The organism is Bradyrhizobium sp. CCBAU 051011 (genome assembly GCF_009930815.1).
GTDB lineage: Bacteria > Pseudomonadota > Alphaproteobacteria > Rhizobiales > Xanthobacteraceae > Bradyrhizobium.
Window position 1 is genome coordinate 2,349,874 of the sequence record NZ_CP022222.1, and the last position, 23,195, is coordinate 2,373,068.

19 protein-coding genes are annotated in these 23,195 nt (G+C 64.4%); 12 read left to right on the plus strand and 7 right to left on the minus strand.

Features of this window, described 5'->3' with window-relative positions; translation table 11 throughout:
* Window positions 1-42: 42 nt before the first annotated feature.
* A complete protein-coding gene (gene aroA, locus ACH79_RS11195; protein ID WP_161851072.1) occupies window positions 43-1,380 on the plus strand; it encodes a 3-phosphoshikimate 1-carboxyvinyltransferase in 1,338 nt (445 codons plus the stop codon).
* Window positions 1,381-1,398: 18 nt separating this feature from the next.
* Here aroA and ACH79_RS11200 read toward each other — a convergent pair whose 3' ends face one another.
* Window positions 1,399-2,388 carry a tripartite tricarboxylate transporter substrate binding protein gene (locus ACH79_RS11200; protein ID WP_161851073.1) on the minus strand — a complete coding sequence of 330 codons (990 nt, stop codon included), beginning with the start codon at window positions 2,386-2,388 and terminating at the stop codon, window positions 1,399-1,401.
* Window positions 2,389-2,626: 238 nt separating this feature from the next.
* Here ACH79_RS11200 and cmk point away from each other — a divergent pair, with 238 nt between their 5' ends.
* Window positions 2,627-3,256: a (d)CMP kinase gene (gene cmk / locus ACH79_RS11205; protein ID WP_161856314.1), complete on the plus strand. Its 630-nt coding sequence runs from the start codon at window positions 2,627-2,629 to the stop codon at window positions 3,254-3,256.
* An 81-nt stretch (window positions 3,257-3,337) separates the two neighbouring features.
* On the opposite strand, the gene ACH79_RS11210 is transcribed toward cmk, so the two are convergent.
* Window positions 3,338-3,508, minus strand: a complete 171-nt coding sequence (locus ACH79_RS11210; protein WP_161851074.1) for a hypothetical protein — start codon at window positions 3,506-3,508, stop codon at window positions 3,338-3,340.
* 510 nt (window positions 3,509-4,018) lie between these two features.
* Between ACH79_RS11210 and rpsA the strand changes: the two genes are divergently transcribed.
* The 10 genes from rpsA (at window position 4,019) to ACH79_RS11260 (ending at window position 14,106) form a co-directional block, all read left to right on the plus strand.
* Window positions 4,019-5,719, plus strand: coding sequence for a 30S ribosomal protein S1 (gene rpsA, locus ACH79_RS11215; RefSeq protein ID WP_057837500.1), 1,701 nt, complete (start codon window positions 4,019-4,021; stop codon window positions 5,717-5,719).
* A gap of 268 nt (window positions 5,720-5,987) precedes the next feature.
* Window positions 5,988-6,968, plus strand: a complete 981-nt coding sequence (gene sppA / locus ACH79_RS11220) for a signal peptide peptidase SppA (RefSeq protein ID WP_161851076.1) — start codon at window positions 5,988-5,990, stop codon at window positions 6,966-6,968.
* Between the two features lie 171 nt (window positions 6,969-7,139).
* Entirely contained in the window at window positions 7,140-7,445 is a 306-nt protein-coding gene (locus ACH79_RS11225) for an integration host factor subunit beta (protein WP_057837498.1), read from the plus strand.
* A 79-nt stretch (window positions 7,446-7,524) separates the two neighbouring features.
* Window positions 7,525-7,917, plus strand: coding sequence for a lipopolysaccharide assembly protein LapA domain-containing protein (locus tag ACH79_RS11230; protein WP_161851077.1), 393 nt, complete (start codon window positions 7,525-7,527; stop codon window positions 7,915-7,917).
* A 63-nt stretch (window positions 7,918-7,980) separates the two neighbouring features.
* Window positions 7,981-8,640: a phosphoribosylanthranilate isomerase gene (locus tag ACH79_RS11235; RefSeq protein WP_161851078.1), complete on the plus strand. Its 660-nt coding sequence runs from the start codon at window positions 7,981-7,983 to the stop codon at window positions 8,638-8,640.
* Entirely contained in the window at window positions 8,637-9,854 is a 1,218-nt protein-coding gene (trpB, locus tag ACH79_RS11240) for a tryptophan synthase subunit beta (protein ID WP_161851079.1), read from the plus strand. The genes ACH79_RS11235 and trpB overlap by 4 nt, the downstream gene beginning before the upstream one ends.
* The gene (trpA, locus tag ACH79_RS11245) at window positions 9,851-10,687 is read left to right on the plus strand and encodes a tryptophan synthase subunit alpha (RefSeq protein ID WP_161851080.1); all 837 of its coding nucleotides are present in this window, start codon (window positions 9,851-9,853) and stop codon (window positions 10,685-10,687) included. The genes trpB and trpA overlap by 4 nt, the downstream gene beginning before the upstream one ends.
* A 156-nt stretch (window positions 10,688-10,843) precedes the next feature.
* Entirely contained in the window at window positions 10,844-11,785 is a 942-nt protein-coding gene (gene accD / locus ACH79_RS11250; protein WP_161851081.1) for an acetyl-CoA carboxylase, carboxyltransferase subunit beta, read from the plus strand.
* Entirely contained in the window at window positions 11,782-13,122 is a 1,341-nt protein-coding gene (locus ACH79_RS11255; protein WP_161851082.1) for a folylpolyglutamate synthase/dihydrofolate synthase family protein, read from the plus strand. Before accD ends, ACH79_RS11255 begins: the two co-directional genes overlap by 4 nt.
* Before the next feature lie 243 nt (window positions 13,123-13,365).
* Window positions 13,366-14,106 carry a metallophosphoesterase gene (locus ACH79_RS11260; RefSeq protein ID WP_161851083.1) on the plus strand — a complete coding sequence of 247 codons (741 nt, stop codon included), beginning with the start codon at window positions 13,366-13,368 and terminating at the stop codon, window positions 14,104-14,106.
* A gap of 149 nt (window positions 14,107-14,255) precedes the next feature.
* On the opposite strand, the gene ACH79_RS11265 is transcribed toward ACH79_RS11260, so the two are convergent.
* The 5 genes from ACH79_RS11265 to addB all read right to left on the minus strand — a co-directional run bounded on the left by ACH79_RS11265 (window position 14,256) and on the right by addB (window position 23,057).
* Complete coding sequence (locus ACH79_RS11265) at window positions 14,256-14,717, minus strand: DUF2231 domain-containing protein (RefSeq protein ID WP_161851084.1); 462 nt, start codon at window positions 14,715-14,717, stop codon at window positions 14,256-14,258.
* Between the two features lie 131 nt (window positions 14,718-14,848).
* A complete protein-coding gene (locus tag ACH79_RS11270; RefSeq protein WP_161856315.1) occupies window positions 14,849-15,859 on the minus strand; it encodes an ATP-dependent DNA ligase in 1,011 nt (336 codons plus the stop codon).
* A gap of 137 nt (window positions 15,860-15,996) precedes the next feature.
* On the minus strand, window positions 15,997-16,317 hold the full coding sequence (trxA, locus tag ACH79_RS11275; protein ID WP_016847387.1) for a thioredoxin: 321 nt from the start codon (window positions 16,315-16,317) through the stop codon (window positions 15,997-15,999).
* A gap of 102 nt (window positions 16,318-16,419) precedes the next feature.
* A complete protein-coding gene (gene addA / locus ACH79_RS11280) occupies window positions 16,420-19,917 on the minus strand; it encodes a double-strand break repair helicase AddA (protein ID WP_371419382.1) in 3,498 nt (1,165 codons plus the stop codon).
* Window positions 19,911-23,057, minus strand: a complete 3,147-nt coding sequence (addB, locus tag ACH79_RS11285; protein WP_161851085.1) for a double-strand break repair protein AddB — start codon at window positions 23,055-23,057, stop codon at window positions 19,911-19,913. The genes addA and addB overlap by 7 nt, the downstream gene beginning before the upstream one ends.
* Window positions 23,058-23,195: the final 138 nt, after the last annotated feature.

Consider the following 23,195-nt stretch of genomic DNA (forward strand, 5'->3'; position numbering starts at 1 on the left):
GGGGCCCATGTGATACTGCGGCCCCCGCAGAGGACCACAATCTTGACCCACTCAACCGCCCAAACCCCGCTGGAATCCCGCGCCGGCGGCCCCCTGACCGGGAAAGTCCGCGTTCCCGGCGACAAGTCGATTTCGCATCGCGCCCTCATTCTGGGGGCACTTTCGGTCGGCGAAACCCGCATTTCAGGCCTGCTGGAGGGTGAAGACGTCCTCAACACGGCCAAATCCATGCAGGCATTGGGCGCCAAGGTCGAGCGGTCCGGACCGTTTGCCTGGAAGGTCGCAGGCGTCGGCGTGGCCGGCTTCGCCCAGCCAGCCTCCCCGCTCGATTTCGGCAACTCCGGTACCGGGTGCCGGCTGGTGATGGGGGCGGTGGCGGGCTGCCCGATCTCGGCCGTGTTCGACGGCGATGCCTCGCTGCGCTCCCGGCCGATGCGCCGGATCCTCGATCCGCTCGAATTGATGGGCGCCAAGGCCGGCGAGATCAGGGAAGGCGGCCGCCTGCCGCTGACGCTGCATGGCGCGCGCGATCCCGTGCCGATTCTCTATCGGACTCCGGTGGCCTCGGCCCAGATCAAGTCGGCAGTGCTGCTGGCGGGGCTTGCCGCGCCCGGCGTCACCACCGTCATCGAGCAGGAAGCCAGCCGCGACCACACCGAACTGATGCTGAAACATTTCGGCGCCGAGATCGTCTCGGCCAGGGAAGGCAGCCACGGCCGCAAGATCGCGCTCACCGGCCAGCCCGAACTGCATGGCGCCGAGGTCGTGGTGCCGGCCGATCCGTCGTCGGCGGCATTTCCGGTCGTGGCGGCGCTGGTCGTCGAGGGCTCCGACATCGTTTTCTCCGATGTCATGACCAATCCGCTGCGCACCGGCCTGTTCACGACGCTGCGCGAGATGGGCGCGTCCATTGAAGAGCACGATGTTCGCGGCGACGCCGGCGAGCCGATGGCCACCTTGCGCGTGCGTGCCTCCAAACTGCGCGGAGTCGAGGTGCCGCCGGAGCGCGCGCCCTCGATGATCGATGAATATCTGGTGCTGGCGGTTGCGGCTTCGTTCGCGGAAGGCACGACGATCATGCGCGGCCTGCAGGAATTGCGCGTCAAGGAATCCGACCGGCTGGAGGCGACTGCCGCCATGCTGCGCGTCAACGGCGTCAGGGTCGAGATTGCCGGCGATGACCTGATCGTCGAGGGCCGCGGCCACGTGCCGGGCGGCGGTCTCGTCGCCACCCACATGGATCATCGTATCGCGATGTCGGCGCTGGTGATGGGACTGGCCGCCAACAAGCCGGTCAAGGTCGACGACACCGCCTTCATCGCGACGAGCTTCCCGGATTTCATTCCGATGATGCGCGCACTGGGCGCGGGGTTTTCGTGAGAGGCGGGCTTGCTGGGTTCAGGACGGCGCAAGCCCAAGGCTCGTCACCGCCTCAAGCCAGACCGGCGATTCTTCCCTGTACAATTTCTGCGTCTCCTCGAAGGTCATCGCGGTGTCATCGACGCCGAACGATTTCATGACCTTCAGCACCTTTTCGGTCTTGCCGCCGGCGACGAGGAGTTTTGAGAGTTTTTGAATGACGTCCGCCGGCGTGCCGGCGGGAGCGGCGCAGCACTGGAAGCCGGTCAATTGGAAGATGCGCGATGTTGCGCCCTGTTCCTTGAAGGACGGCACATCCGGCAATGTCGACATCCGCTTGCGCGAAACCGCGACCGCATGGCCGCGGCCGCTTTGCAGGACCGACAGTGCCGCGGAATAGCTGCCGTGGGCGCCGTCGATAAATCCGCCGGCAAGATCGGTCCACATCGGTGCCTCGCCGCGATAATGAACCGCTTCCATCTTGAGGCCGTACTGCTTGTTCATCTCGGCGACGGCCATGTGCGCGTATGACCCGGCGCCATAGGTGCCGATGTTGACCTTCTCGGCTTTCTTCGCATAGGCGACGAATTCATCGAGGGTCTTGGCGCCGGTCTTTTCGCTGGCGACGAACGGCAGACTGCCCGCCGGCATGATCGAGACGAGGACAAAATCCTTTTCGGCGTCGTAAGCGATGTCTTTGATCAGAACGCGGTTCATGATCATGGTCGTCGAGATCGTGAACATCAGCGTGTAGCCGTCGGGCGCGGCGCGCTTGGCTTCAACCGCTGCGACCGATCCCGAGGCGCCAGCCTTGTTTTCCACCGTCACGTTCTGGCCGGTCTCGGTCCGGATATATTCGCCATAGGTGCGCGCGAACAAATCGGTCTGCCCGCCTGCTGGATAGCCGGCGATGATCTTGATGGGCTTGGTTGGCCAGTCGGTCTGCGCATGGGCCGAAGTCCCGATCAGCGGGATCGCCGAGGCGGCGGCTGCGCTGCCGATAAAACGACGTCGTGAAATGGCGCTCATTGTGTCCCTCCCGCCGGTGCTATTTCTGCAGATCCTTGAATGGAATTCCCGGGCAGATTCAGATTAAAGGGGGTCAACGGCCTGGGCGAGGAAACATTTGGACGCATCTGGGGCGCGTCGGTCCGCACTGCGGAATTCACGTTCCTCAGTGGAGACGCCGTCGGTCCCCGAGACGGCGGTCCAATAACCTTTGGCGCGCGGTCTTGACCATCATCGCCGCTCTGTGCACATGGCACTCATGATCATCGCTATCGACGGGCCGGCGGCATCCGGCAAGGGTACGCTCGGCAAGCGGCTCGCTCACCATTACGGCTATCGCCATCTCGACACCGGCGTCATCTATCGCGCGGTGGCGAAGGCGCTGCTGGATCAGGGTTTTGATCTCACCGATGAGGCGCGCGCCGTCACGGTGGCGATGGAACTCGATCCCGAAAATTTCGGCCATCCCGAGCTGAAAACGCAGCGCATCGGCGACGCAGCTTCAGTCGTGTCGGCCATCCCCAGGGTACGCGAGGCGCTGGTCAATTTTCAGCGCCAGTTCGCGGCCGACCCGCCGGGCGCCGTGCTCGACGGGCGCGACATCGGTACGGTGATCTGCCCGAATGCCGACGTGAAGATCTTTGTCGTTGCCGATCCGCAGGTGCGGGCCCAGCGCCGGACGCTGGAAGCGCTGGCGCGCGGCGAAGCCGCCGACGAGGCGATGGTACTGGCGGACATCCTGAAGCGCGACGAACGGGACAAGAACCGCGCGGCCGCACCGCTGAAGGCCGCGGCCGACGCCCATATCCTCGATAACTCAAATCTCGATATCGAGGCCAGCGTGAGCGCCGCCATTGCGATCGTCGAGGCCGTCCGCGCCAGGCGGTGAAGTTTCGGTATCGGGTCAGGCTGTGCCGCAGGAGGCAAGGGCATCCGCGGCTTCAAGCCCTCTCAATTGAGTTGGATTTTGTCAGTTCTTCGAGCGCGCGCGGTCGAACGGCAATTGCTGTTCGGCCATCATGACGGGCTTCGACTTGGCAGCGGCAATCGCTTTGTCGGTCGCAAAAGCGGCCGGCTTGCCGGCAACGGCCACGGCGACGGTAAAGACGGCGAAGGCGGTCAGAGCGATCAGGCTCTTCATGGGTGGAGCTCTCCCTGTTTTTGGACCCGTGCCATCGTGTGGGGCGGGCGCTTAAGGGCGGGTTCCATCTCGCTTGGGCTTGCGGACCTTTCGCGTCATGCGGTCAACAAGGGGTTGAATGCGCGGTCCCAAAGCGCGGGCTCATGGTTAGCGTCCGTCAGCCTTAAGGGCCCGTAAATCGGGCCATTTCCGGCTTGCCGAAAATGGCCCTTGGGGCTATATCCACGGCCATCCGGGCCGCCGTCGATAAGATCAGGGCTGTCCGAGCGGGCCGGCAGGAGGTTTCAGCCCCTGCCGTCATTGGAGGAAAGTCCGCTCCAGGCTCCTGAAGTCGACACGCTGGTTTTCAGGCCCGGATAAATCAAACGTATCGAACGTGCAGGCATGCTGCCGGCCCGCTTTTGCGCTACTCCCGCAAAATGCGGTCGTTAGGGTTTGCGGACCCCTGACACTTCACGCGCGACGCGTCCCTTAACCCGAATGGCCGGCAATACCGCATCTGGAGAACATATGGCTTCGACTGCTGCTTCTTATAATCCTACCCGCGACGATTTCGCTGCAATGCTGGACGAGTCCTTCGCCGGCGGCAATCTGCAGGAAAGCTCCGTCATCAAGGGCAAGGTAGTTGCAATTGAAAAGGACATGGCCGTCATCGACGTCGGCCTGAAGACCGAGGGCCGCGTCGCGTTGCGCGAATTCGCCGGCCCCGGCCGCGAAAGCGATCTCAAGGTTGGCGACGAAGTCGAGGTGTTCCTCGACAGGATCGAGAATGCGCTCGGCGAAGCCGTGCTGTCGCGCGACAAGGCGCGCCGCGAGGAAAGCTGGGGCAAGCTCGAGAAGGCCTTCAACAACAACGAGAAGGTTCACGGCGTCATCTTCAACCAGGTCAAGGGTGGCTTCACGGTCGACCTCGACGGTGCCGTTGCCTTCCTGCCGCGCTCGCAGGTCGACATCCGTCCGATCCGCGACGTCGCGCCGCTGATGAACAACTCGCAGCCGTTCCAGATCCTCAAGATGGATCGCCGCCGCGGCAACATCGTGGTGTCCCGCCGCACGGTTCTCGAAGAGACCCGCGCCGAGCAGCGCCAGGAGCTGGTGCAGAACCTCGAAGAAGGTCAGGTGATCGACGGCGTGGTCAAGAACATCACCGATTACGGTGCGTTCGTTGATCTCGGCGGCATCGACGGCCTGCTCCACGTCACCGATATCGCCTGGCGCCGGGTCAATCACCCGACCGAGGTGCTCACCATCGGCCAGACCGTGAAGGTCAAGATCATCAAGATCAACCACGAGACCCACCGCATTTCGCTCGGCATGAAGCAGTTGCTGGACGATCCGTGGCAGGGCATCGAGGCCAAGTACCCGCTGAACGCGCGCTTCACCGGCCGCGTCACCAACATCACCGACTACGGCGCGTTCGTCGAATTGGAGCCGGGCATCGAAGGCCTGATCCACGTCTCGGAAATGTCGTGGACCAAGAAGAACATGCACCCCGGCAAGATCGTCTCGACCTCGCAGGAAGTCGAAGTGCAGGTTCTGGAAGTCGATTCGGTCAAGCGCCGCATCTCGCTCGGTCTCAAGCAGACCATGCGCAACCCCTGGGAAGTCTTCGTCGAGAAGTTCCCGGTCGGCTCGACCGTCGAAGGCGAGGTCAAGAACAAGACCGAGTTCGGTCTGTTCCTGGGTCTCGACGGCGACGTCGACGGCATGGTCCATCTGTCCGACCTCGACTGGAAACTTCCGGGCGAGCAGGTCATCGACAACTTCAAGAAGGGCGACATGGTCAAGGCCGTGGTGCTCGACGTCGATGTCGAAAAGGAGCGCATCTCGCTCGGCGTCAAGCAGCTCGAAGGGGACCCCTTCGCAGAACCTGGCGACGTCAAGAAGGGCGCAGTCGTGACTTGCGAAGTGCTCGAAGTGAAGGAAGCCGGCATCGAGGTGAAGATCTCGGGCACCGACTTCACCACCTTCATCAAGCGCTCCGAACTCGCCCGTGACCGCAACGATCAGCGCGCCGAACGGTTTGCCGTCGGCGAGAAGGTCGATGCCCGCGTCATCCAGTTCGACAAGAAGGCCCGCAAGGTGCAGGTCTCGATCAAGGCGCTGGAAGTGGCCGAAGAGAAGGAAGCCATCGCGCAGTACGGCTCCTCCGATTCGGGCGCCACGCTGGGCGACATTCTCGGCACCGCGCTGAAGAACCGCGAGAAGTAAGCGCTCGCTTATCTGTCTGCGACATCAGGCCCCGGTTTCAACCGGGGCCTTTTTGTTTCCCTCTTCCCGTAGCCCGGATGTAGCGTAGCGAAATCCGGGGTCCTTGCCGCGGATGAACTTGCCCCGGATTGCGCTTCGCTCCATCCGGGCTACGACGTGGACGGCAGGGGTCTTGTTTTCTTCATATTGCACCGCAATTGATGTAATCAGGTAAAGCTTCGCTAGCGCTGCAGATGCAAAACGACCGGGATATTTCAGGAGAAATTCGATGTCGCTCGATTCGGACGTGATCGTCGATCGCCGCAGGATCCGCCGGAAGCTGACATTCTGGCGCGTCGTGGCCAGCCTGGTTGCAATCGCCGCGATCGTCACCGTCGGCGTGCTCGCGACCAGGAGCGGTCCGGCTGCGCTGACGGCGTCGGGATCGATCGCGCGTGTCAATATCGAGGGGCTGATCCGCAGCGACCAGCAGCGCGTCGAGGCGCTGGAGCGGCTGGAGAAATCGAGCCACGTGGCCGTTATCGTGCATATCAATTCGCCGGGCGGCACCACGGCCGGCTCCGAACAGCTCTATGATTCCCTGGTGCGGCTGAAGGCCAAGAAGCCGCTGGTCGTGGTGGTCGAAGGGCTGGCCGCGTCGGGCGGTTACATCACGGCGCTCGCCGCCGATCATATCGTTGCTCGCCAGAGCTCGCTGGTCGGTTCGATCGGCGTGCTGTTTCAATTTCCGAATTTCACCGAGCTGATGAAGACCGTGGGCGTCAAGGTCGAGGAAGTGAAATCCTCGCCGTTAAAGGCTGCGCCCAACGGTTTCGAGCCGACCAGCCCGGAGGCCCGCGCCGCGCTCGATGCGCTGGTGAAGGATTCCTATGCCTGGTTCCGTGGCCTGGTGAAGGATCGGCGCGGCATGGATGAGGCGCTGCTCGAAAAGGTCGCCGATGGCCGCGTCTTCACCGGCCGCCAGGCGGTCGAATTGAAGCTGGTCGATCAACTCGGCGACGAAAAATCAGCCGTTGCGTGGCTGGTGGCCGAAAAGAAGATCAAAAGCGACCTGCCGGTGCGCGACTTCAAGCTCACCCCGCAGTTCGGCGACCTGACTTTCCTGCGCGCGGCAGCTTCCATCGCATTCGATGCGCTCGGATTGAGTTCCATCGCGCGCCAGATCGAGCAGGCCGGCGTTGCACAAGCGGTGGATCAGCTCAGTCTCGACGGCATGCTGGCGTTGTGGCGCCCTGCAGCCGCCAATTGAACCGCAGCGGCTGCTCTTCGCCACGTTCTCCCGCACCGCGGGTGTTGTCACAAACCCCTTCCGGGCGGCTGGGCATGCCATATCGCGTTGCCCAAAAGTGATTTAGCGTCTTGACAGTTCAAGGTATTTTCACGGAAATGGATATCCGCACGATCCCGGATCCCAACTTCGATGATCAAATCCGAACTTGTTCAGCGCATCGCCGAGCACAACCCGCACCTCTACCAGCGGGATGTGGAGAACATTGTGAACGCGATCCTCGATGAGATCGTCGCGGCTCTAGCACGCGGCGACCGTGTCGAGCTGCGCGGCTTCGGCGCTTTTTCAGTCAAGCATCGCCCGGCGCGCGCAGGCCGCAATCCACGCACCGGCGCGCATGTGCCGGTCGACCAGAAGAGCGTCCCCTTCTTCAAAACGGGGAAGGAAATGCGCGAGCGGCTGAACCGCGACGACAGCTCGCCCGAGGCCGGCGCGTAAAGCTTTTCCGGGCTTTGACTGGATGTAGCCGTGTTGCGGGGCTCGTACCCGCCTTTCTCCATCATATCGAGAGATGGTCATGCGAAAGTTCTTCACGGCGCTGGTCGTCATTCCCCTGGGGCTGATCTTCATCGTCTTTGCGGTCGCCAACCGCCATTTCGTGACGGTGTCGTTCGATCCTTTCAATGCGGCCGATCCGGCGATCGCGGTGAGCATGCCGCTGTTTGCCGTGATCATTACGGTGGCCATTCTGGGGGTCGTGGCCGGCGGCATGGCGACCTGGTTCCGCCAGCGGCACTGGCGCCGGGCGGCGCGCCACCATGAGGCGGATGCCCGTCGTGCCAGGGCGGAAACGGCCGATTTGCGGGCTGCGGCGGCGGTGTCCCGGGGCGATCAGCAGCGGCTTCCGGCGCCCTCTAGTTACGGATTCTATGGGGCCGCCGGGCGAGACAAGCAGGGCGCGACGTTGTAGAACCCGCCCCGTCAGCCCCGGTTCCAGCCGGTTACGGGGCTCGAACTAGGCGCCCGAGAAACCATGTCCCTGCTCGTCAAAATTTGCGGCCTGTCCACGCGCGAGACGCTCGAGGTGGCGCTTGAAGCGGGCGCCGACATGGTGGGGTTCGTGTTCTTTCCGCGGTCGCCGCGCCATCTCAGCCTCGAGACCGCGCGGGAACTCGGCAGGCAGGCCAAGGGCCGCGCCGCCAAAGTGGCGCTATCGGTCGATGCCGACGATGCGACGCTGGAAAACGTCGTCGAGACGCTGCGGCCGGATCTCCTGCAACTGCACGGCAAGGAAACTATCGCGCGGGTGCGCGACATCAAGGCGAAGTTTTCGCTCCCGGTGATGAAGGTGATCGCGGTCGAAACGTCGGCCGATCTCGCCGCGCTGCCGGGCTATGCCGGCGTGGCCGATCGCATCCTGTTCGATGCCCGCGCGCCGAAGGACGCCACGCGGCCCGGCGGGCTGGGCGCGGTGTTCGATTGGCACGTGCTGGAAAAGCTCGACCTCCAACTGCCGTTCATGGTCTCGGGCGGGCTTTCCGCCGCCAACGTGGCAGAGGCGGTCCGCGTCACCCGCGCCGGCGGCTTCGATGTGTCCTCCGGCGTCGAAAGCTCGCCCGGCGTCAAGGATCCCGAGCTGATCCGCAATTTCATTCGCGCCGCGCGCGCCAGCGAAGAACTGATGGTCCGATGAATCCTAACCTGCCCAATTCATTCCGCACCGGCCCCGACGAGCGCGGGCATTTCGGTAATTTCGGCGGCCGCTTTGTCGCGGAAACGCTGATGCCGCTGATCCTCGATCTGGAAAAGGCCTATGCGGCGGCCAAGGCCGATCCGTCATTCCAGACCGAGATGAACGGCTATCTCAAGGACTATGTCGGCCGGCCGTCGCCGCTTTACTTCGCCGAGCGGCTCACCGAGCATCTCGGCGGCGCCAAGATTTATCTGAAGCGCGAAGAGCTGAACCATACCGGCTCGCACAAGGTGAACAACGTGCTCGGCCAGATCATGGTCGCGCGGCGCATGGGCAAGAAGCGCATCATCGCCGAGACCGGCGCCGGCCAGCATGGCGTGGCCACCGCAACGCTGTGCGCGCGCTTTGGTCTGGAATGCGTGGTCTATATGGGCGCGGTGGACGTCGCCCGTCAGGCGCCGAACGTGTTTCGCATGGAGATGCTGGGTGCCAAGGTCGTTCCGGTGCAGTCAGGCACGCGCACGCTGAAGGACGCCATGAACGAGGCGCTGCGCGACTGGGTCACCAACGTGCACAACACCTTCTACTGTATCGGCACCGTGGCAGGCCCGCACCCGTATCCGATGATGGTGCGCGACTTCCAGTCGGTGATCGGCGACGAAACGCGCAAGCAGATGCAGGAGGCCGAAGGGCGGTTGCCGGATTCGCTGGTCGCGTGCATCGGCGGCGGCTCCAACGCGATGGGCCTGTTTCATCCCTTCCTCGACGATCCCTCGGTCGAAATTTTTGGCGTCGAAGCGGCGGGGCACGGGCTGACACAACTCCATGCCGCTTCGATCGCCGGCGGCCGGGCCGGCGTGCTGCACGGCAACCGCACCTATCTGCTGATGGACGATGACGGCCAGATCCAGGATGCGCATTCGATCTCGGCAGGGCTCGACTATCCCGGCATCGGCCCGGAGCATTCCTGGCTGCACGAGACCGGCCGCGTCACCTATCTTTCCGCGACCGACGACGAAGCGCTTGCCGCCTTCATGCTGCTGTCGCGACTGGAAGGCATTCCGCCCGCGCTGGAGTCTGCGCACGCAATCGCCAAGGTTACCGAGCTCGCGCCGAAGCGGCCGAAGGACCATCTGATGGTGGTCAATCTTTCCGGCCGCGGCGACAAGGACATTCCGCAGATCACGGAGATATTGAAAGGCAGGAAGCAGTGACTACCCGTATCGACGCACGCTTTGCCGAGCTCGCAAAAGAAGGCCGCTCGGCTTTCGTAACCTTCCTGATGGCCGGCGATCCCGATCCCGCGACTTCGCTCGACATCATCAAGGCGCTGCCCAAGGCCGGCGCCGACATCATCGAGATCGGCATGCCCTTCACCGATCCGATGGCGGACGGTCCGTCGATCCAGGCTGCGGGCCTGCGCGCGCTCAAGGGCGGCATGACCCTACGGAAGACGCTCGAGATGGTGCGCGGCTTCCGCAAGGAGGACAGCACCACGCCGCTGGTGCTGATGGGCTATTACAATCCGATCTACATTTACGGGGTCGACAAGTTCCTCGCCGATGCCAAGACCGCCGGCGTCGATGGCCTCATCATCGTCGACCTGCCGCCGGAGGAGGACGATGAGCTCTGCATTCCCGCGCTGAAGGCCGGTCTCAACTTCATCCGCCTCGCAACGCCTACCACCGACGACAAGCGTCTGCCCGCCGTGCTCGCGAACACCTCCGGCTTTGTCTACTATGTCTCGATCACCGGGATCACCGGCGCTGCCGCGGCCGATTCGAAGGCCGTCGGCGATGCAGTCGCCCGTATCAAGCGCCACACCAAGCTTCCGGTCTGCGTCGGCTTCGGCATCCGCACCCCGCAGGCGGCGCGCGCGATTGCCGAGAAGGCCAATGGCGCCGTGGTCGGCACCGCCCTGGTCGATGCGTTGCGCGACAGCCTCGACACGCAGGGGCAGGCGACCAGCAAGACGGTGGCCGCGGTGGCCGATCTGGTGGCGTCGCTGGCACAGGGCGTCCGGGGTGCCAAGCAGGCTGCGGAATAAGCCACAATTTGCGTGGAAATAGGCGGGCATGATCCGGAAAAGTGGAGACCGGTTTTCCGAAAAAGATCATGCCAAACTAGGAGGCAGCGGCTTGCCGGGTCCAGGCCAGGCCGCCATATATTCCAGTCAATGCGTTAACCGCATTCGGAGCGAAACATGAATTGGCTCACCAACGTCGTCCGGCCGAAGATCCGCAACATCCTGCGGCGCGAGACGCCGGAGAATTTGTGGATCAAGTGCCCCGATTCCGGACAGCTCGTGTTCTACAAGGACGTCGAGGCCAACCAGTTCGTCATCCCCGGCTCGAACTACCACATGCGCATGGGCGCGGTGGCGCGGCTGAAGTCGATCTTCGACAACGAGACCTGGTACGACATCGCGCTGCCCGAAGTGACGGCCGATCCGCTCAAGTTTCGCGATGAGCGCAAATATGTCGACCGCATCAAGGATGCCCGCGCCAAGACCGGGCTGAACGACGCCATCAAGGTCGGCTACGGCAAGCTGGAAGGCGCCGGCGTCGTCATCGCGGTGCAGGATTTCGATTTCATGGGCGGCTCGCTCGGCATGGCCGCGGGCGAAGCGATCGTGCGCGGGCTCGAACTCGCGCTCGAAAAGAAATCGCCCTTCATCATGTTCGCCGCCTCCGGCGGCGCGCGCATGCAGGAAGGCATCCTGTCGCTGATGCAGATGCCGCGTACGACTGTCGGCGTGCAGATGCTGCGCGAAGCGAAGCTGCCCTACATCGTGGTGCTGACCAATCCGACCACCGGCGGCGTTACCGCGTCCTATGCCATGTTGGGAGACGTCCATATTGCCGAGCCGGGCGCGCTGATCGGCTTCGCCGGCGCGCGCGTGATCGAGCAGACCATCCGCGAGAAGCTGCCGGAAGGATTCCAGCGCGCCGAATATCTGCTCGACCACGGCATGATCGACATGGTGGTGCATCGTCACGAGATGCGTCCGACGCTGGCGCGGCTGTGCCGGATCCTGACCAAATCGCCGCCGCTTGAAACAGCCTCCAAGCCTTCGCCGCAGGTCACGGACCCCGCCCAGATCGTCTCGACGCCGGAAGCCGTGCCGGCCGCGCCCCACGCGTGAACCTGCCGGCCGCCAATCCTCAGCCGCTCGGTGAGTTGATCGCGCGGCTGTCTGCGCTGCATCCAAAGCGCATCGATCTCAGCCTCGATCGCATGCACCGCCTGCTGGCGCGGCTTGATCATCCCGAGCGGACGCTGCCGCCGGTGATCCATATCGCCGGCACCAATGGCAAGGGCTCCACGATCGCCTACTTGCGCGCGATCCTCGAAGCCGCAGGGCTACGCGTCCACGTCTTCACTTCACCTTATCTCGTGCGGATCAACGAATGCTATCGCATCGGCGAGAGCGGCGGCGGACGGCTGGCCGATGATGCCGAGTTGCGCCGGGTGCTGGAGCATTGCGAACAGGTCAACGCAGGCGAGCCGGTCACGATTTTCGAGATGGAAACCGCGGCGGCGTTTTGCCTGTTCGCGGAGCATGACGCCGATGTCGTCTTGCTGGAAACCGGTCTCGGCGGAAGATTGGACGCCACCAACGTCATCGACCGGCCGGTCGCAACCGTCATCACGCCGGTCAGCATGGACCATACCGAGTTTCTCGGTAAATCCCTGACTGCTATTGCAGGTGAAAAGGCCGCCATCATCAAGCGCAGCGCGCCGGTGATTTGCGCGGAGCAGGGGGTGGAGGCGATGTCGGTAATCGAGGCGCAGGCCAATCGCATGCGCGCGCCGCTGCATGCGGCAGGCCAGCAATGGCATGTCGGCGTCGAGCGCGGACGGCTGGTCTATCAGGACGAGCGCGGCCTGATGGACCTTGCGGCGCCAAAACTGTTCGGCCGGCATCAGTTCGACAATGCCGGTCTTGCGATTGCGACGCTGCGGGCAATCGAGGCGTTCAGGATCGGGATGCCGGCATTCGAGGCCGGCATCGTTGGCGCTGAATGGCCGGCGCGGATGCAGCGGCTGGTCGCAGGCGCGCTGGTCGATCAGGGGCCGAAGGGCTGCGAGATCTGGCTCGACGGCGGACACAATGCCGAAGGCGGCCGTGTTGCTGCGGCGGCGCTCGGCGATCTCGAAGAGCGGGTGTCGCGGCCGCTGGTGGTGATCGCGGGCATGATGGCGAACAAGGATGTCGGCGCGTTCCTCGCCAATTTCGCAGGTCTCACGCGCCACATCATGGCGGTGCCGATTCCGGGCCGCGACAACGCGATGCCGCCGGACCGGGTGGCGGATGCGGCCCGCGCGCTCGGCATGCGCGTGGAAAATGCTGCAAGCGTCGAAGCCGCGCTGCACGCACTCTCGCGTCTCGCCTATGAAGTGCCGCCGCGGATTCTGATTACCGGCTCGCTCTATCTTGCCGGCCATGTACTCGCGATCAACGGCACGCCACCAGGCTAGAAATTAAATGACCGCTGGAATTGCTTCCAGCGGCCGCCCGGGAAGAAATAATTGATTGTTTATGGAATTCGCCAGCCCCGGTGTTTGCAAAGACTAACCAACGTGTCTGAAAGCCGCGAGTAGGAACCTGGGTTCCGCAATAGGAAACAAGGATAATGTTGCAGGCTGGTTTCACCCAAATGAGGTAGGTGGCCGCAGCATCGTTGTTGCATTGTGAGACAGAACAGCGGAGCTGTAATCGATATGCGTTTTGCCGTCATTGCCGATGTGCACGGAAACTATCTCGCGCTGGAAGCCGTGCTGGCCGACATCCGCGCGCAGGGCATCAAGGAAATCGTCAATCTCGGCGACATGGCAAGCGGCCCGCTCGACGCGCGGCGCACCATGGACGCGTTGATGGCGCTCGATGCCGTTCACGTGCTCGGCAATCATGATCGCTATCTGATCGATCGACCGCCGGAGAAGATGGGATCATGGGACCGCCCGGCCCATGCGCAACTCGATAAGCGCCATCTCGATTGGTTTCGCGCCGTGCCGAAGACATCAGTGTTTCGCGATCAGGTCTTTCTGTGTCACGCCACGCCCCAGCACGATGAGATCTATTGGCTGGAAAAGGTTTTGCCCGACGGCACGGTGCGGATGTCATCGCTGGATGAGATCGAGCAGCATGCGCTTGGCATCCCGCAATCCCTCATCCTCTGCGCGCACACCCACATTGCGCGCGCGGTCAGGCTTCGCGATGGCCGGTTGATCGTCAATCCCGGCAGCGTCGGCTCACCCGGCTATCGCGACGTCCATCCCTTTCCGCATGTCATCGAAGCCGGCACACCGGATGCGCGCTACGCGATCCTCGAACGCACCGATGGCGTCTGGCGCGTGACGTTTCGGCATGTGCCGTATGATCACGAGGCGATGGCGGCTCTGGCGCGGCGGAATGGTCAGGCCGAACTCGCGTCAGCGCTGGCGACGGGATGGATCGGATAGCCGACGCCCGTAGCCCTGTAGCCCGGATGGAGCGAAGCGCAATCCGGGGCAACTCCATCAATGAGCGAAACATCCCGGGTTACGCGGAGCCTGTCATCGGGCGCGCATTCGCGCGACCCGTTGGCTTCACTCGGGCTACGTGGTTTCGATCAACGCGGCTGATCGGCGACGTCGGACACACCGACATGGTCGCGATAGACCATCTCCCAGCCTTTCCAGCCGGTGAAGAGCAGGATCAGCACGACGACGAACGACAGCACCAGTCCGGTCGGGATGATGGCGGACGTGCCCTCGGTGTAGCGCGAATACCAGTTGTAAAGCTCGATCAGGACCGCAACGACATTGCCGCCGGCGTGCAGCCAGGCATCGTTGAGATTGCGGATGCGATCGTCTCCCATCAGGTCGATCACGCCGACGACGGCCGCGAGCGCGGCCATGATCAGGCCGATGCCGAGCAGCCAGAGCGATGCGGTGGCCCAGAACTCGTTCGAGGTTCGCCAGAACGCGATATCCGAAACAAAGGCCAGAACGAAGCAGGCGACCGGAAATGGAATGAGCATGGGATGGATTGGGTGACCGGCGATCTGCGCGGTCGATCTAGGGTTTGTCATGAATGCCTCCTCAATGGGCAATAGGCATTGAACTACCTATCAGGAGGCGAGTTCCTGCGCTGTGGCGCAAAGGGCGCGGGACAGTGCGTCGCACAACCCTGCGCAACGCCCGCTTCACGACATAGGGCCGCTCACTTCAGCAGCTTCATCGGGTCGGCGGCCTTCTGCTTGAGCTGATCGAAGGTGCATTGCCGCGGCGCCTTGTCGGGCCGCCAGCGCTGGATGGAGGTGCCGTGGCGGAATCGCTCGCCGCTGAAATGATCGTAGCAGACCTCGATCACGAGTTTCGGCTTCAGGGGACACCACTGCGCCGAACGCTCGGTCGACCATCGGCTCGGGCCGCCCGGCGCGTTGCCGGTGAAGCCGGGAGCTGCGATCAGCGGCTCCAACCTTGCCGTCAGTGCCGGCTTGTCCGCCTGCTTGATGGCGGAGGTGAAGCCGACATGATGCAGGACTCCCTCGTCGTCGTAGAGACCAAGCAGCAGGGAGCCGACAACCCTGCGGTTCGCTAGTCTGTTGGTGGCGTAACGGAAGCCGCCGACCACGCAATCGGCGCTGCGGAATTTCTTGATCTTCTGCATGCCGTCGCGGTTGCCGGCCTGATAGGGCAGGTCGATGCGCTTGGCGATCACGCCGTCCGACCCGCCGCCGGATTGCTTCAGCCATTTTTGCGCGGTGGCATAGCTCGTGGTGACGGGCGACAGGCGAAATGTCGGACTGGATTTGAACTGGGCCTTTGCAAAAGCCTCCAGTGCGGGGCGGCGCTCGCGCAGCGGCGAGGCGGCGAGTTTCTTGTCCGTCGCTGAGGCCAGCAGGTCGAATGCGAGAAACAGCGCCGGCGTTTCCTGGGAAAGCTTCTTGACGCGGCTTTCGGCGGGATGAATTCGCTGCAGCAGATCGTCGAACGAAAACGCTTTGCCGCGTGGCACGACGATTTCACCGTCGAGCACAAAGGCGCTGGCTTTCAACGCCAGCGCGGCGCGAACCAGTTCGGGAAAATAGCGGGCGAGGTCCTCCCCCGACTTGGACCGGAGGTCGACCTTGTCGCCCTGGCGGGATAGCAGGCAGCGAAAGCCGTCCCATTTGGGCTCGTACTGCCATTCCGCGCCGCGCGGGATGACATCGACCGAGCGCGCTTCCATTGCCGCGAGCGGGGCGGAATTCCGGCGAGCCTTACCAGACGGCAGGCTCAGGGATTCTTCTACGCGAGACATGCCGTCTCAACGCAAACGGCCGGCTATTCGCCGGCCGTTGTCGGAAAAATTCTATAAAGAGACGATCAGACCGCCGCGGTGATCCATTGCTGCAGCTTGGCCTTCGGCGCGGCGCCGACCTGACGGGAGGCCATCTCGCCGCCCTTGAAGATCATCAGGGTCGGGATCGACATCACGCCGTATTTCGAGGCCGTCTTCGGGCTCTCGTCGACGTTCAGCTTGACGATCTTGACCTTGTCGCCCATCGCGCCGGAAATCTCGTCGAGCGCAGGCGCGATCATGCGACAGGGGCCGCACCATTCGGCCCAGAAATCGACGACCACCGGGCCGGTGGCCTTGAGCACTTCGGCTTCGAAATCGGCGTCAGAAACCTTGCCAACGGCCATCGGAATTACCTCTTCGGTTAGAAATTAAGGGGCGCGGTCAAGAATCGCGCCCTGGGATGATGTGGCAAACCTATGAACGCGATCCTGCCGGGTCAAGCGCGGTCACGCCGAGATGATGGATGCCAGCTCGGCCTCCAGCGCGGGGGCCGGAATCTCCATTAATTCAGAGGTTTCGGTCCACAGCAGCGCGGTGCGGATCGGGAGCTGGGGATAAAGCTTGCCGAGCGCCGCCCGGTACAGCGCGAGCTGGCGGACATAGTCCCGCGGCGCCTCCTCCGGCCGGCTCGGCGGGGTATGGTTGGTCTTGAAATCGACGATCAGGACCTCGCTGTCCGTGACCACGAGGCGGTCGATCTGCCCGGACACCAGCGCCGGACGCCCGCCCGGCCGCTCCAGCCGCCCGACGATCGAGACCTCGGCGCGGCTGCCCGGGGCAAACACGGGCGCAAAGCGTGCCTCCGCGATCAGGGCCAGCGTGCTTTCGGCGAGCTGCTGCCGCTCCTCCGCGGTCCAGCCATCGGCATTGCGGGCCAGATAGGCCAGCGCGGCCTCGCGGCGGCGTTCGACGGCGACGTCGGGCAGGGATTGCAGCAGCCGGTGGACCAGCGTGCCGCGCTGCAGGGCGCGGGCGCGCTGCATGAGCGATTCGGCCGTCCGTACCGGCTGGTGCCCGCTGTCCGCGGGGTCGGAAGGGCGCAGCAGGCTTCCCGGCGAAATTTCAGGCTGTGCCGGGGTCAGCAGCCAGCTCGGCAGAACGATCGGCGCCGTCGAGGACGGCGTGGCAGCCGGAGCGGCCGATGGCGCAGTCTCCTCAGGGCGCGCATAGCGCTTCACGCGGCCGGCGGTCGTTTCGATCTCCTGAAGCTGCAATCCGGAACCGGCGAGCCCCTTGGTGATCAGATCGTACCAGGACAACGGCCGGACGCTCTTCATGTTGCCGGGCATGCAGCCGCCGACGACAAGGCGGTCCGCCGCGCGCGTCATCGCGACATAGAGCAGGCGGCGGTATTCATCCTCGGTATCGCCGATCATCGCCGCGCGGGCCGCGACGACGGCCGGCGGATCCTCGGCCTTGCGGCCGGCCCAGACCACGACACCTGGTGCATGCGGATCGGCATTGCCTACCGGCAGGTTGATCAGCTTCAGCCGCTGCGTATCCGAAGGCGAGGTCGTGGTATCAACCAGGAACACGACGGAAGCCTCCAGGCCCTTGGCGCCGTGCACGGTCATGACGCGGACCTCATCGCGCGAAATCTCCATGTCGCGCTTCACCTCGAGGTCGGCCGTGCGGAGCCACGCCATAAAGCCCTGCAGCGAGGCCGGCGCCTTGCGCTCGTAGTTCAGCGCCAGCTCCAGAAACTCATCGAGCGCGTCGTTGGCCTCGTGTCCGAGCCGCCGCAGGATTTGCGCGCGGCCGCCGTCGCCGCCGAGCAGCCAGGCATAGAACGCAAACGGCGTTTCGCTGGCAAAGCGACGCTCGCACTGCTCGAGCCGCCACAGCGCGTCGCGTAAGCGGCCGTCGGTCGGCGCGCGCGCGGTCAATGCGGCGCGGAGCGATCCCTTGCGCTGCCAGGCGATCTTGAACAGGTCGTCGTCGTCGAGTCCGAACAGCGGGCTCTTCAGCGCCACCGCCAGCGCCAGATCGTCCTGCGGCAGCAGGAGCGCGTCGGCGAGGTTCATCAGGTCGATGATTGCGATGTGCTCGGTCAGCTTGAGGCGGTCGGCGCCGGCGACCGGGATGCCGGCATGCTTCAGCGCCTGGATCACGGCGTCGAACGCGTTGCCGCGCCGGCGCACCAGCACCAGCATGTCGCCATAGCGCAGCGGCCGGCGGTCGCCCTTGCTGCCGGTCATGGCGCGACTGGCCACCAGCGCCTTGATCTCGGCCTGGATGCGCCGGGCCAGCTTCACTTCGGGGCTGGTCGCGGCAACGCCGTCGAACGGCGCGCGCCAGCCTTCGATGTCCTGCCGGTCGTCGGCTTCCGCGAGTTCCCAGAGATCGATCTGGCTCGGGCCAGCGTCGGCCAGCGCGTGATGGATCGGATTGCCGATATCGACCGCATGAATGCTGCGAAAGATATCCTGCTCGCGAAACACCTGGTCGACCGCATGCAGAATCGCCGGTCCCGAGCGGAACGAATAGGTAAACGATACTGGGTCGAACTTCAGCCCGGCACCCTCGAACTTCCGCTGAAGTGCGCGGCGGCGCAGGTCGAACTCGCGCGGGGCCGCGCCCTGGAACGAAAAGATCGACTGCTTCTCGTCGCCGACCGCGAACACCGTTCGGACCACGCCGTCGCGTGCGCCCGCGCCCGAGGTGAATTCGGAGATGATGTGCGCGACGATGTCCCATTGCCGGGGGCTGGTATCCTGCGCCTCGTCGATCAGCACATGGTCGACGCCGCGGTCGAGCTTGTAATGCACCCAGCCCGAGGAAACGCGGTCGAGCATGGCCAGCGTCTTGTCGATCAGGTCGTCATAGTCGAGCAGGCCGCGCTCCTGCTTCTCGCGGCGATAGTTCGCGGCCGCCGCGGTCGCGATATAGAGCAAGGCCTCGGTGCGGTCTCGGGCGACGACGGCGCGGCGGCGTTCGATCAGCGGGCCAAGGCGGCGAGCTTCCGATTCGAACAAGCGTCCAACGGCTGGATTGTCCCGCGCAAAATTCTTCGTCACCACGGATTTGCGCGGCGTGCGGTCAGCGTCGGTGAGAAACACGCAGAGATACTCTTCCACCTGGGCTGCGCCGGAAAACATCAACGCTGCGCGAAGCTGTGCGGCCTGGCTCTGATCGGTTTTGCTTCCGCTATCCAGTGCAGACGCGACTTCCTGCCAGCATGATCGCGGCAGGTTCGGTCCGTCCAATATCTCGCGCTCGACATCCTCGATGCGATCATCGGGAGCGACGCCGAGCGCCGCCGAAATCTGCGCCGCGGCGGCCTGCGCGCTCCCGGCGGCATCCGTCCAGGCCATGAAATGGTCGCGGCTGAGACAGGCCTCGCGCACCACTTCCTTGAAGGTGACGTCGGCGGCGCTTGCCATCGCCGTCATCAGTGCGCGTCCGGTGGCGCTGTCGGGATTGCGTGAAGCCTCGAGAAAAACGGCGAGATTGGCGCGCTCCATCATCTCGTTCTGGTCGCGGTCGTCGAGCACGGCGAAGCGCGCCGGCACGTTGGCCTCGAACGGGAACTGCTGCAGCAGCCGCGTGCACAGCGCGTGGATGGTCTGCACCTTCAGCCCGCCCGGCGTCTCCAGCGCGCAGGCGAACAGTTTGCGCGCCGACTTGCGCAAACGCACACTGGGATGGGGAATGCCGGCCTCGCGGATCGCCGCGTCCAGTGCGTCGTCGTCGAGCGTCACCCAATGGCCCAGCGTGGTGAACACGCGCTCAGCCATGTTGGCGGCGGCTGCTTTGGTGAAGGTGATGCAGAGGATCTTTTCCGGCGCCACGCCGTCGAGCAGCAGCCGGATCACCCGCTGCACCAGCACATGGGTCTTGCCGGAGCCCGCATTCGCCGAAACGAAAGCGGAAGCTGCCGGATCGGACGCGCGCGCTTGGGTAGCGCGAACCGCGTCGGGGATGATGCGCCGAGCCTTCACCATTCCTCGATCCCCAGGCCGCCGGCCGCCGACCATTCCTTGATCCGGGCGAGATCGTCATAGGCGCCGTAGCGGTTCGACCACATCGACAGGTTCAGCGAGGTGTAGGCGGTCTCCTCGTTTTCGAATTTGCGGATCAGCGCTTCAAGCTGCTCGCGGGCGTAGTCGGCCGCCTCGTCCGGCCGCTGCGGCGTATCGTTGTTCCTGATCTTCAGCTCCAGCGAGCGGTGCTCGCCGGGCGGATTGTTGCCGCTGAGGCGGACATAGACGAGCTCGCCGACGGAGGAGCCGGCGTCGATGTTCTCAAAGCCGCCTTCGCGCAGGATCGCGGCCTCCAGCGTCAGTTGCGGCGACAGGCCCATCCGCACCTGCTTACCCGTAGGCGGCTGGCCGGTCTTGTAATCGAGGATCGCAAAGCTGCCGTCATGGCGCTGCTCGATTCGGTCGGCGCGCGCCGACAGGGTGAAGATCCGCTCGTTGTCGAGCGGGATCTTGATCTCGCCTTTGATCTCGGCGGCAATTTTTTCGATGTCCTCGCGCCGCGCCTCTTCCCAATCCGCAAACCAGGTGGCGATGCGCTGAAACCGCGGCCACCACAGCGCCCGCGCCTCGGGCCGTTCCATCAGTGGTGCAAAGAATTTCTCGCCGATGCCGCGCAGCACCAGCGCGGGCTGCGGGGGCAGGGTGTCGGCAAATTTCTGCGTGAATTCGCCGAGTGCATCGTGGATGGCCGAGCCGCGATCGGCCGCCGACAGCGGCATGTCGACGGGATCGAGCGGATCGAGCCGCAGAATATATTTCGCGTAGATCGTATAGGGATCGCGCAGCCAGTCCTCGATCGCCGTGACCGACAGTTTGAGCGGCCGCGTCTCGACCGGCGGCTTCGGTGCGGGCTGCGCGATCGGTTCGACCGCGTCGGGCTGATCGAGTTCGGCAGCGAAGCGGACGTAATTATCGCCGGCCCTTCTGGCCTCTTCCCAGCGCGCTTCGCCCGCCACCGCCTCCAGCCGGTGCAGGAAGCGCGAGGCGACCGCCGGCGCGCCGCCGACCTTGGCCGAATGGGTCAGGATCACGTCGTCCATTCCCAATAATTGCGCGAAGTCGTGCGCGGAGAGGCCGATGCGCCGCTCCGGCAGGTCGAGGCCAAGCTCGTGGCGCATCGGCCGGCTGAGCCAGGGATCGACCCGCGGCGCCGGCGGCCACACGCCCTCGACCAGCCCGCCGAGGATGACGCGGTCGGATTCGGTGAGCCGTGCTTCGAGCTGGCCGTAGATCTGTAACTGCGCGTCGGCCTGCTCCGGCCGTCGCACCATGCGATCGGCATAGGCGGTCTGAAACACCTCGGGGTAATCGCCGAGCTGGACCATCAGGCCGCTCGGCTTCTGCTCGGCGAGCAGATCGTCGAACGCCGCTGACAGCGCCGATCCCTGGGCCTCCTCGAAGGCTACGGCCACGCCGTTCTGATCTGACGACAATGCAAGCAGGATCTCGCGATGGCGTACCGCGAGCTCGGCGAAATCGTACGGCTTTGACGAGCCCATGACTTCCAGCGGCGACAGTGCCTTCTGCAGCGATGCGATCAACGCTTGGGCCTGATCGAGTTCGTCATCCTTCAATTTTGCGCGCGGCTCGGAAGCGTGAAGCGAAGAAGTCTCCTTGCGCCGGAGCTTTCCGAGCTCAACGCGGAAACGGTCGAAGTCGCGCGCAAGGCCACTCGTTCCCGCTTGCGGCCGGGTGCCGCGCAGCAGCGCCAGTTCGAGAGTCTCGATGGCGTGCCTGAACGCGCCGGATGCGCCGCCTAGCCGGAACAGCGGATGCTTCAATAGCGCCAGCAGCGTCGGCGGTTCCAGTCCCTTGGCGACGGCTTCCGCGGCGAGGCGCGCAAAAATGCCGCTCGGCGTGTCCATCAGCGCGTCACCGCCGGAATCGTCAAATTCAAGATTCCAGCGCCTCAGCGCCGCCATCACCCGCCGCGCCAGCGCGCGATCCGGCGTCACCAGCGCCGCCGATTTGTTGAGGTGCCGCGCCTCGCGCATCGCTACCGCAATCGCCAGCGCTTCCATCTCCGAGCTGGGCGCCTCGACGACGGCCAGCTTCGTCATGCCGGCGGCGATCCGTTGCGATACATCCGGCTGCGCCAGCCGATCATGCCATTGCTCGGTCGCCGTCGACGGCCGCATCGTCTCCGACATCAGCACCTCGCGGCCCTGTTGTGCCGGCGTGCCCAGTATTTCGACGTCGCTCCGCTTGATGCCAAAACGATCCAGCAATCCCTGCATCGCGAATTGCGGATGGTTCGAGGAGGGCTGGGTGGTGAACTTGCCCTGCGCGTCCCGGATGCCGCCGATCGTCTGCCAGGCCTCCTCGTCGAGATCGGTGTCGAGCCCGGGCAGCACCACCGCGCCATGTTTGAGGCCCGCCACGGCTGTGAGGAATTTCGCGGTCGCGGGCATCGAACCCGTCGAACCTGCGGCAACTATGGGTCCTTCATGATACGCGGTCAGGCGCGCAGCTTCCGCCTCGATCAGGCGGTCGCGGCGTTCGGCGGGTTCGATCCTGCCGATTTCCTTCAAATGCTCCGGCCATGCCTTGCGCGCGATGCGCAGGAACTCCAGCGAATGCTGCCAGTATTTGTCGAACTGGTCGGGCACCAGCCTGTCGAGCGCTTCCCAGGCGACGCCGCGCGTCACCATGTCGTCCATCAGCCGCGCCAGATCGCCGGCCAGCGCCAGCGTCGAGGCCGGGCCGCCGACCACGAGCGGCGCCGACACCGGGCTCTTGGCCCAGGCCGCCACCAGATGCGCCAGCGTCAGTCGGCGCTCCAACTCACCGAGCCGTGGCGGAATGTCGAGCGGCGCCACGCCGCTGAATTGTTCGGAGCCTTCCGCAAACGCCAGCTCGTCCTCGTCGATGTCGCCGAGCGCCACGATGCGCGGCAGGATCGCGGCATCGGTCTTCAGCTCATCGAGAAAGATCTCCCGCGCCAGCCGCCCGGCGCGCCGGGTCGGCAGATAAAGCGTCGCGCGCGCGAGATTGAGCGGATCCTTGCGCGCCTCGAATCCCCCAACCAGCCGGCCGTCGACCAGCGCCGCGATGACGGTGCGCAGGAACGGCACGGAGAGGGGAACGCTGAAAATGCGCATGAGCTTCCTGATTCGAGGTCAGGCGCCAATATAGGCAGCGATGAGGGAGAGGTCATGCGGGTGAGGGCGGCGTCCCCGCTACTCACTGCCATCCGGGCCCATTCTACTTTGCATGGGGTTGTTTTCGAGATTTTTGTC

Bases quoted from the DNA above. Each gene is read 5' to 3' on its own strand.
- trpB (WP_161851079.1), top strand. From the start codon at position 8,637: ATGAATCCTAACCTGCCCAATTCATTCCGCACCGGCCCCGACGAGCGC.
- ACH79_RS11200 (WP_161851073.1), bottom strand. From the start codon at position 2,388: ATGAGCGCCATTTCACGACGTCGTTTTATCGGCAGCGCAGCCGCCGCC.
- ACH79_RS11265 (WP_161851084.1), bottom strand. From the start codon at position 14,717: ATGACAAACCCTAGATCGACCGCGCAGATCGCCGGTCACCCAATCCAT.
- ACH79_RS11270 (WP_161856315.1), bottom strand. From the start codon at position 15,859: ATGGAAGCGCGCTCGGTCGATGTCATCCCGCGCGGCGCGGAATGGCAG.
- ACH79_RS11235 (WP_161851078.1), top strand. From the start codon at position 7,981: ATGTCCCTGCTCGTCAAAATTTGCGGCCTGTCCACGCGCGAGACGCTC.
- addB (WP_161851085.1), bottom strand. From the start codon at position 23,057: ATGCGCATTTTCAGCGTTCCCCTCTCCGTGCCGTTCCTGCGCACCGTC.
- ACH79_RS11230 (WP_161851077.1), top strand. From the start codon at position 7,525: ATGCGAAAGTTCTTCACGGCGCTGGTCGTCATTCCCCTGGGGCTGATC.
- ACH79_RS11225 (WP_057837498.1), top strand. From the start codon at position 7,140: ATGATCAAATCCGAACTTGTTCAGCGCATCGCCGAGCACAACCCGCAC.
- sppA (WP_161851076.1), top strand. From the start codon at position 5,988: ATGTCGCTCGATTCGGACGTGATCGTCGATCGCCGCAGGATCCGCCGG.
- rpsA (WP_057837500.1), top strand. From the start codon at position 4,019: ATGGCTTCGACTGCTGCTTCTTATAATCCTACCCGCGACGATTTCGCT.
- addA (WP_371419382.1), bottom strand. From the start codon at position 19,917: ATGGTGAAGGCTCGGCGCATCATCCCCGACGCGGTTCGCGCTACCCAA.
- ACH79_RS11210 (WP_161851074.1), bottom strand. From the start codon at position 3,508: ATGAAGAGCCTGATCGCTCTGACCGCCTTCGCCGTCTTTACCGTCGCC.
- trxA (WP_016847387.1), bottom strand. From the start codon at position 16,317: ATGGCCGTTGGCAAGGTTTCTGACGCCGATTTCGAAGCCGAAGTGCTC.
- accD (WP_161851081.1), top strand. From the start codon at position 10,844: ATGAATTGGCTCACCAACGTCGTCCGGCCGAAGATCCGCAACATCCTG.
- cmk (WP_161856314.1), top strand. From the start codon at position 2,627: ATGATCATCGCTATCGACGGGCCGGCGGCATCCGGCAAGGGTACGCTC.
- ACH79_RS11260 (WP_161851083.1), top strand. From the start codon at position 13,366: ATGCGTTTTGCCGTCATTGCCGATGTGCACGGAAACTATCTCGCGCTG.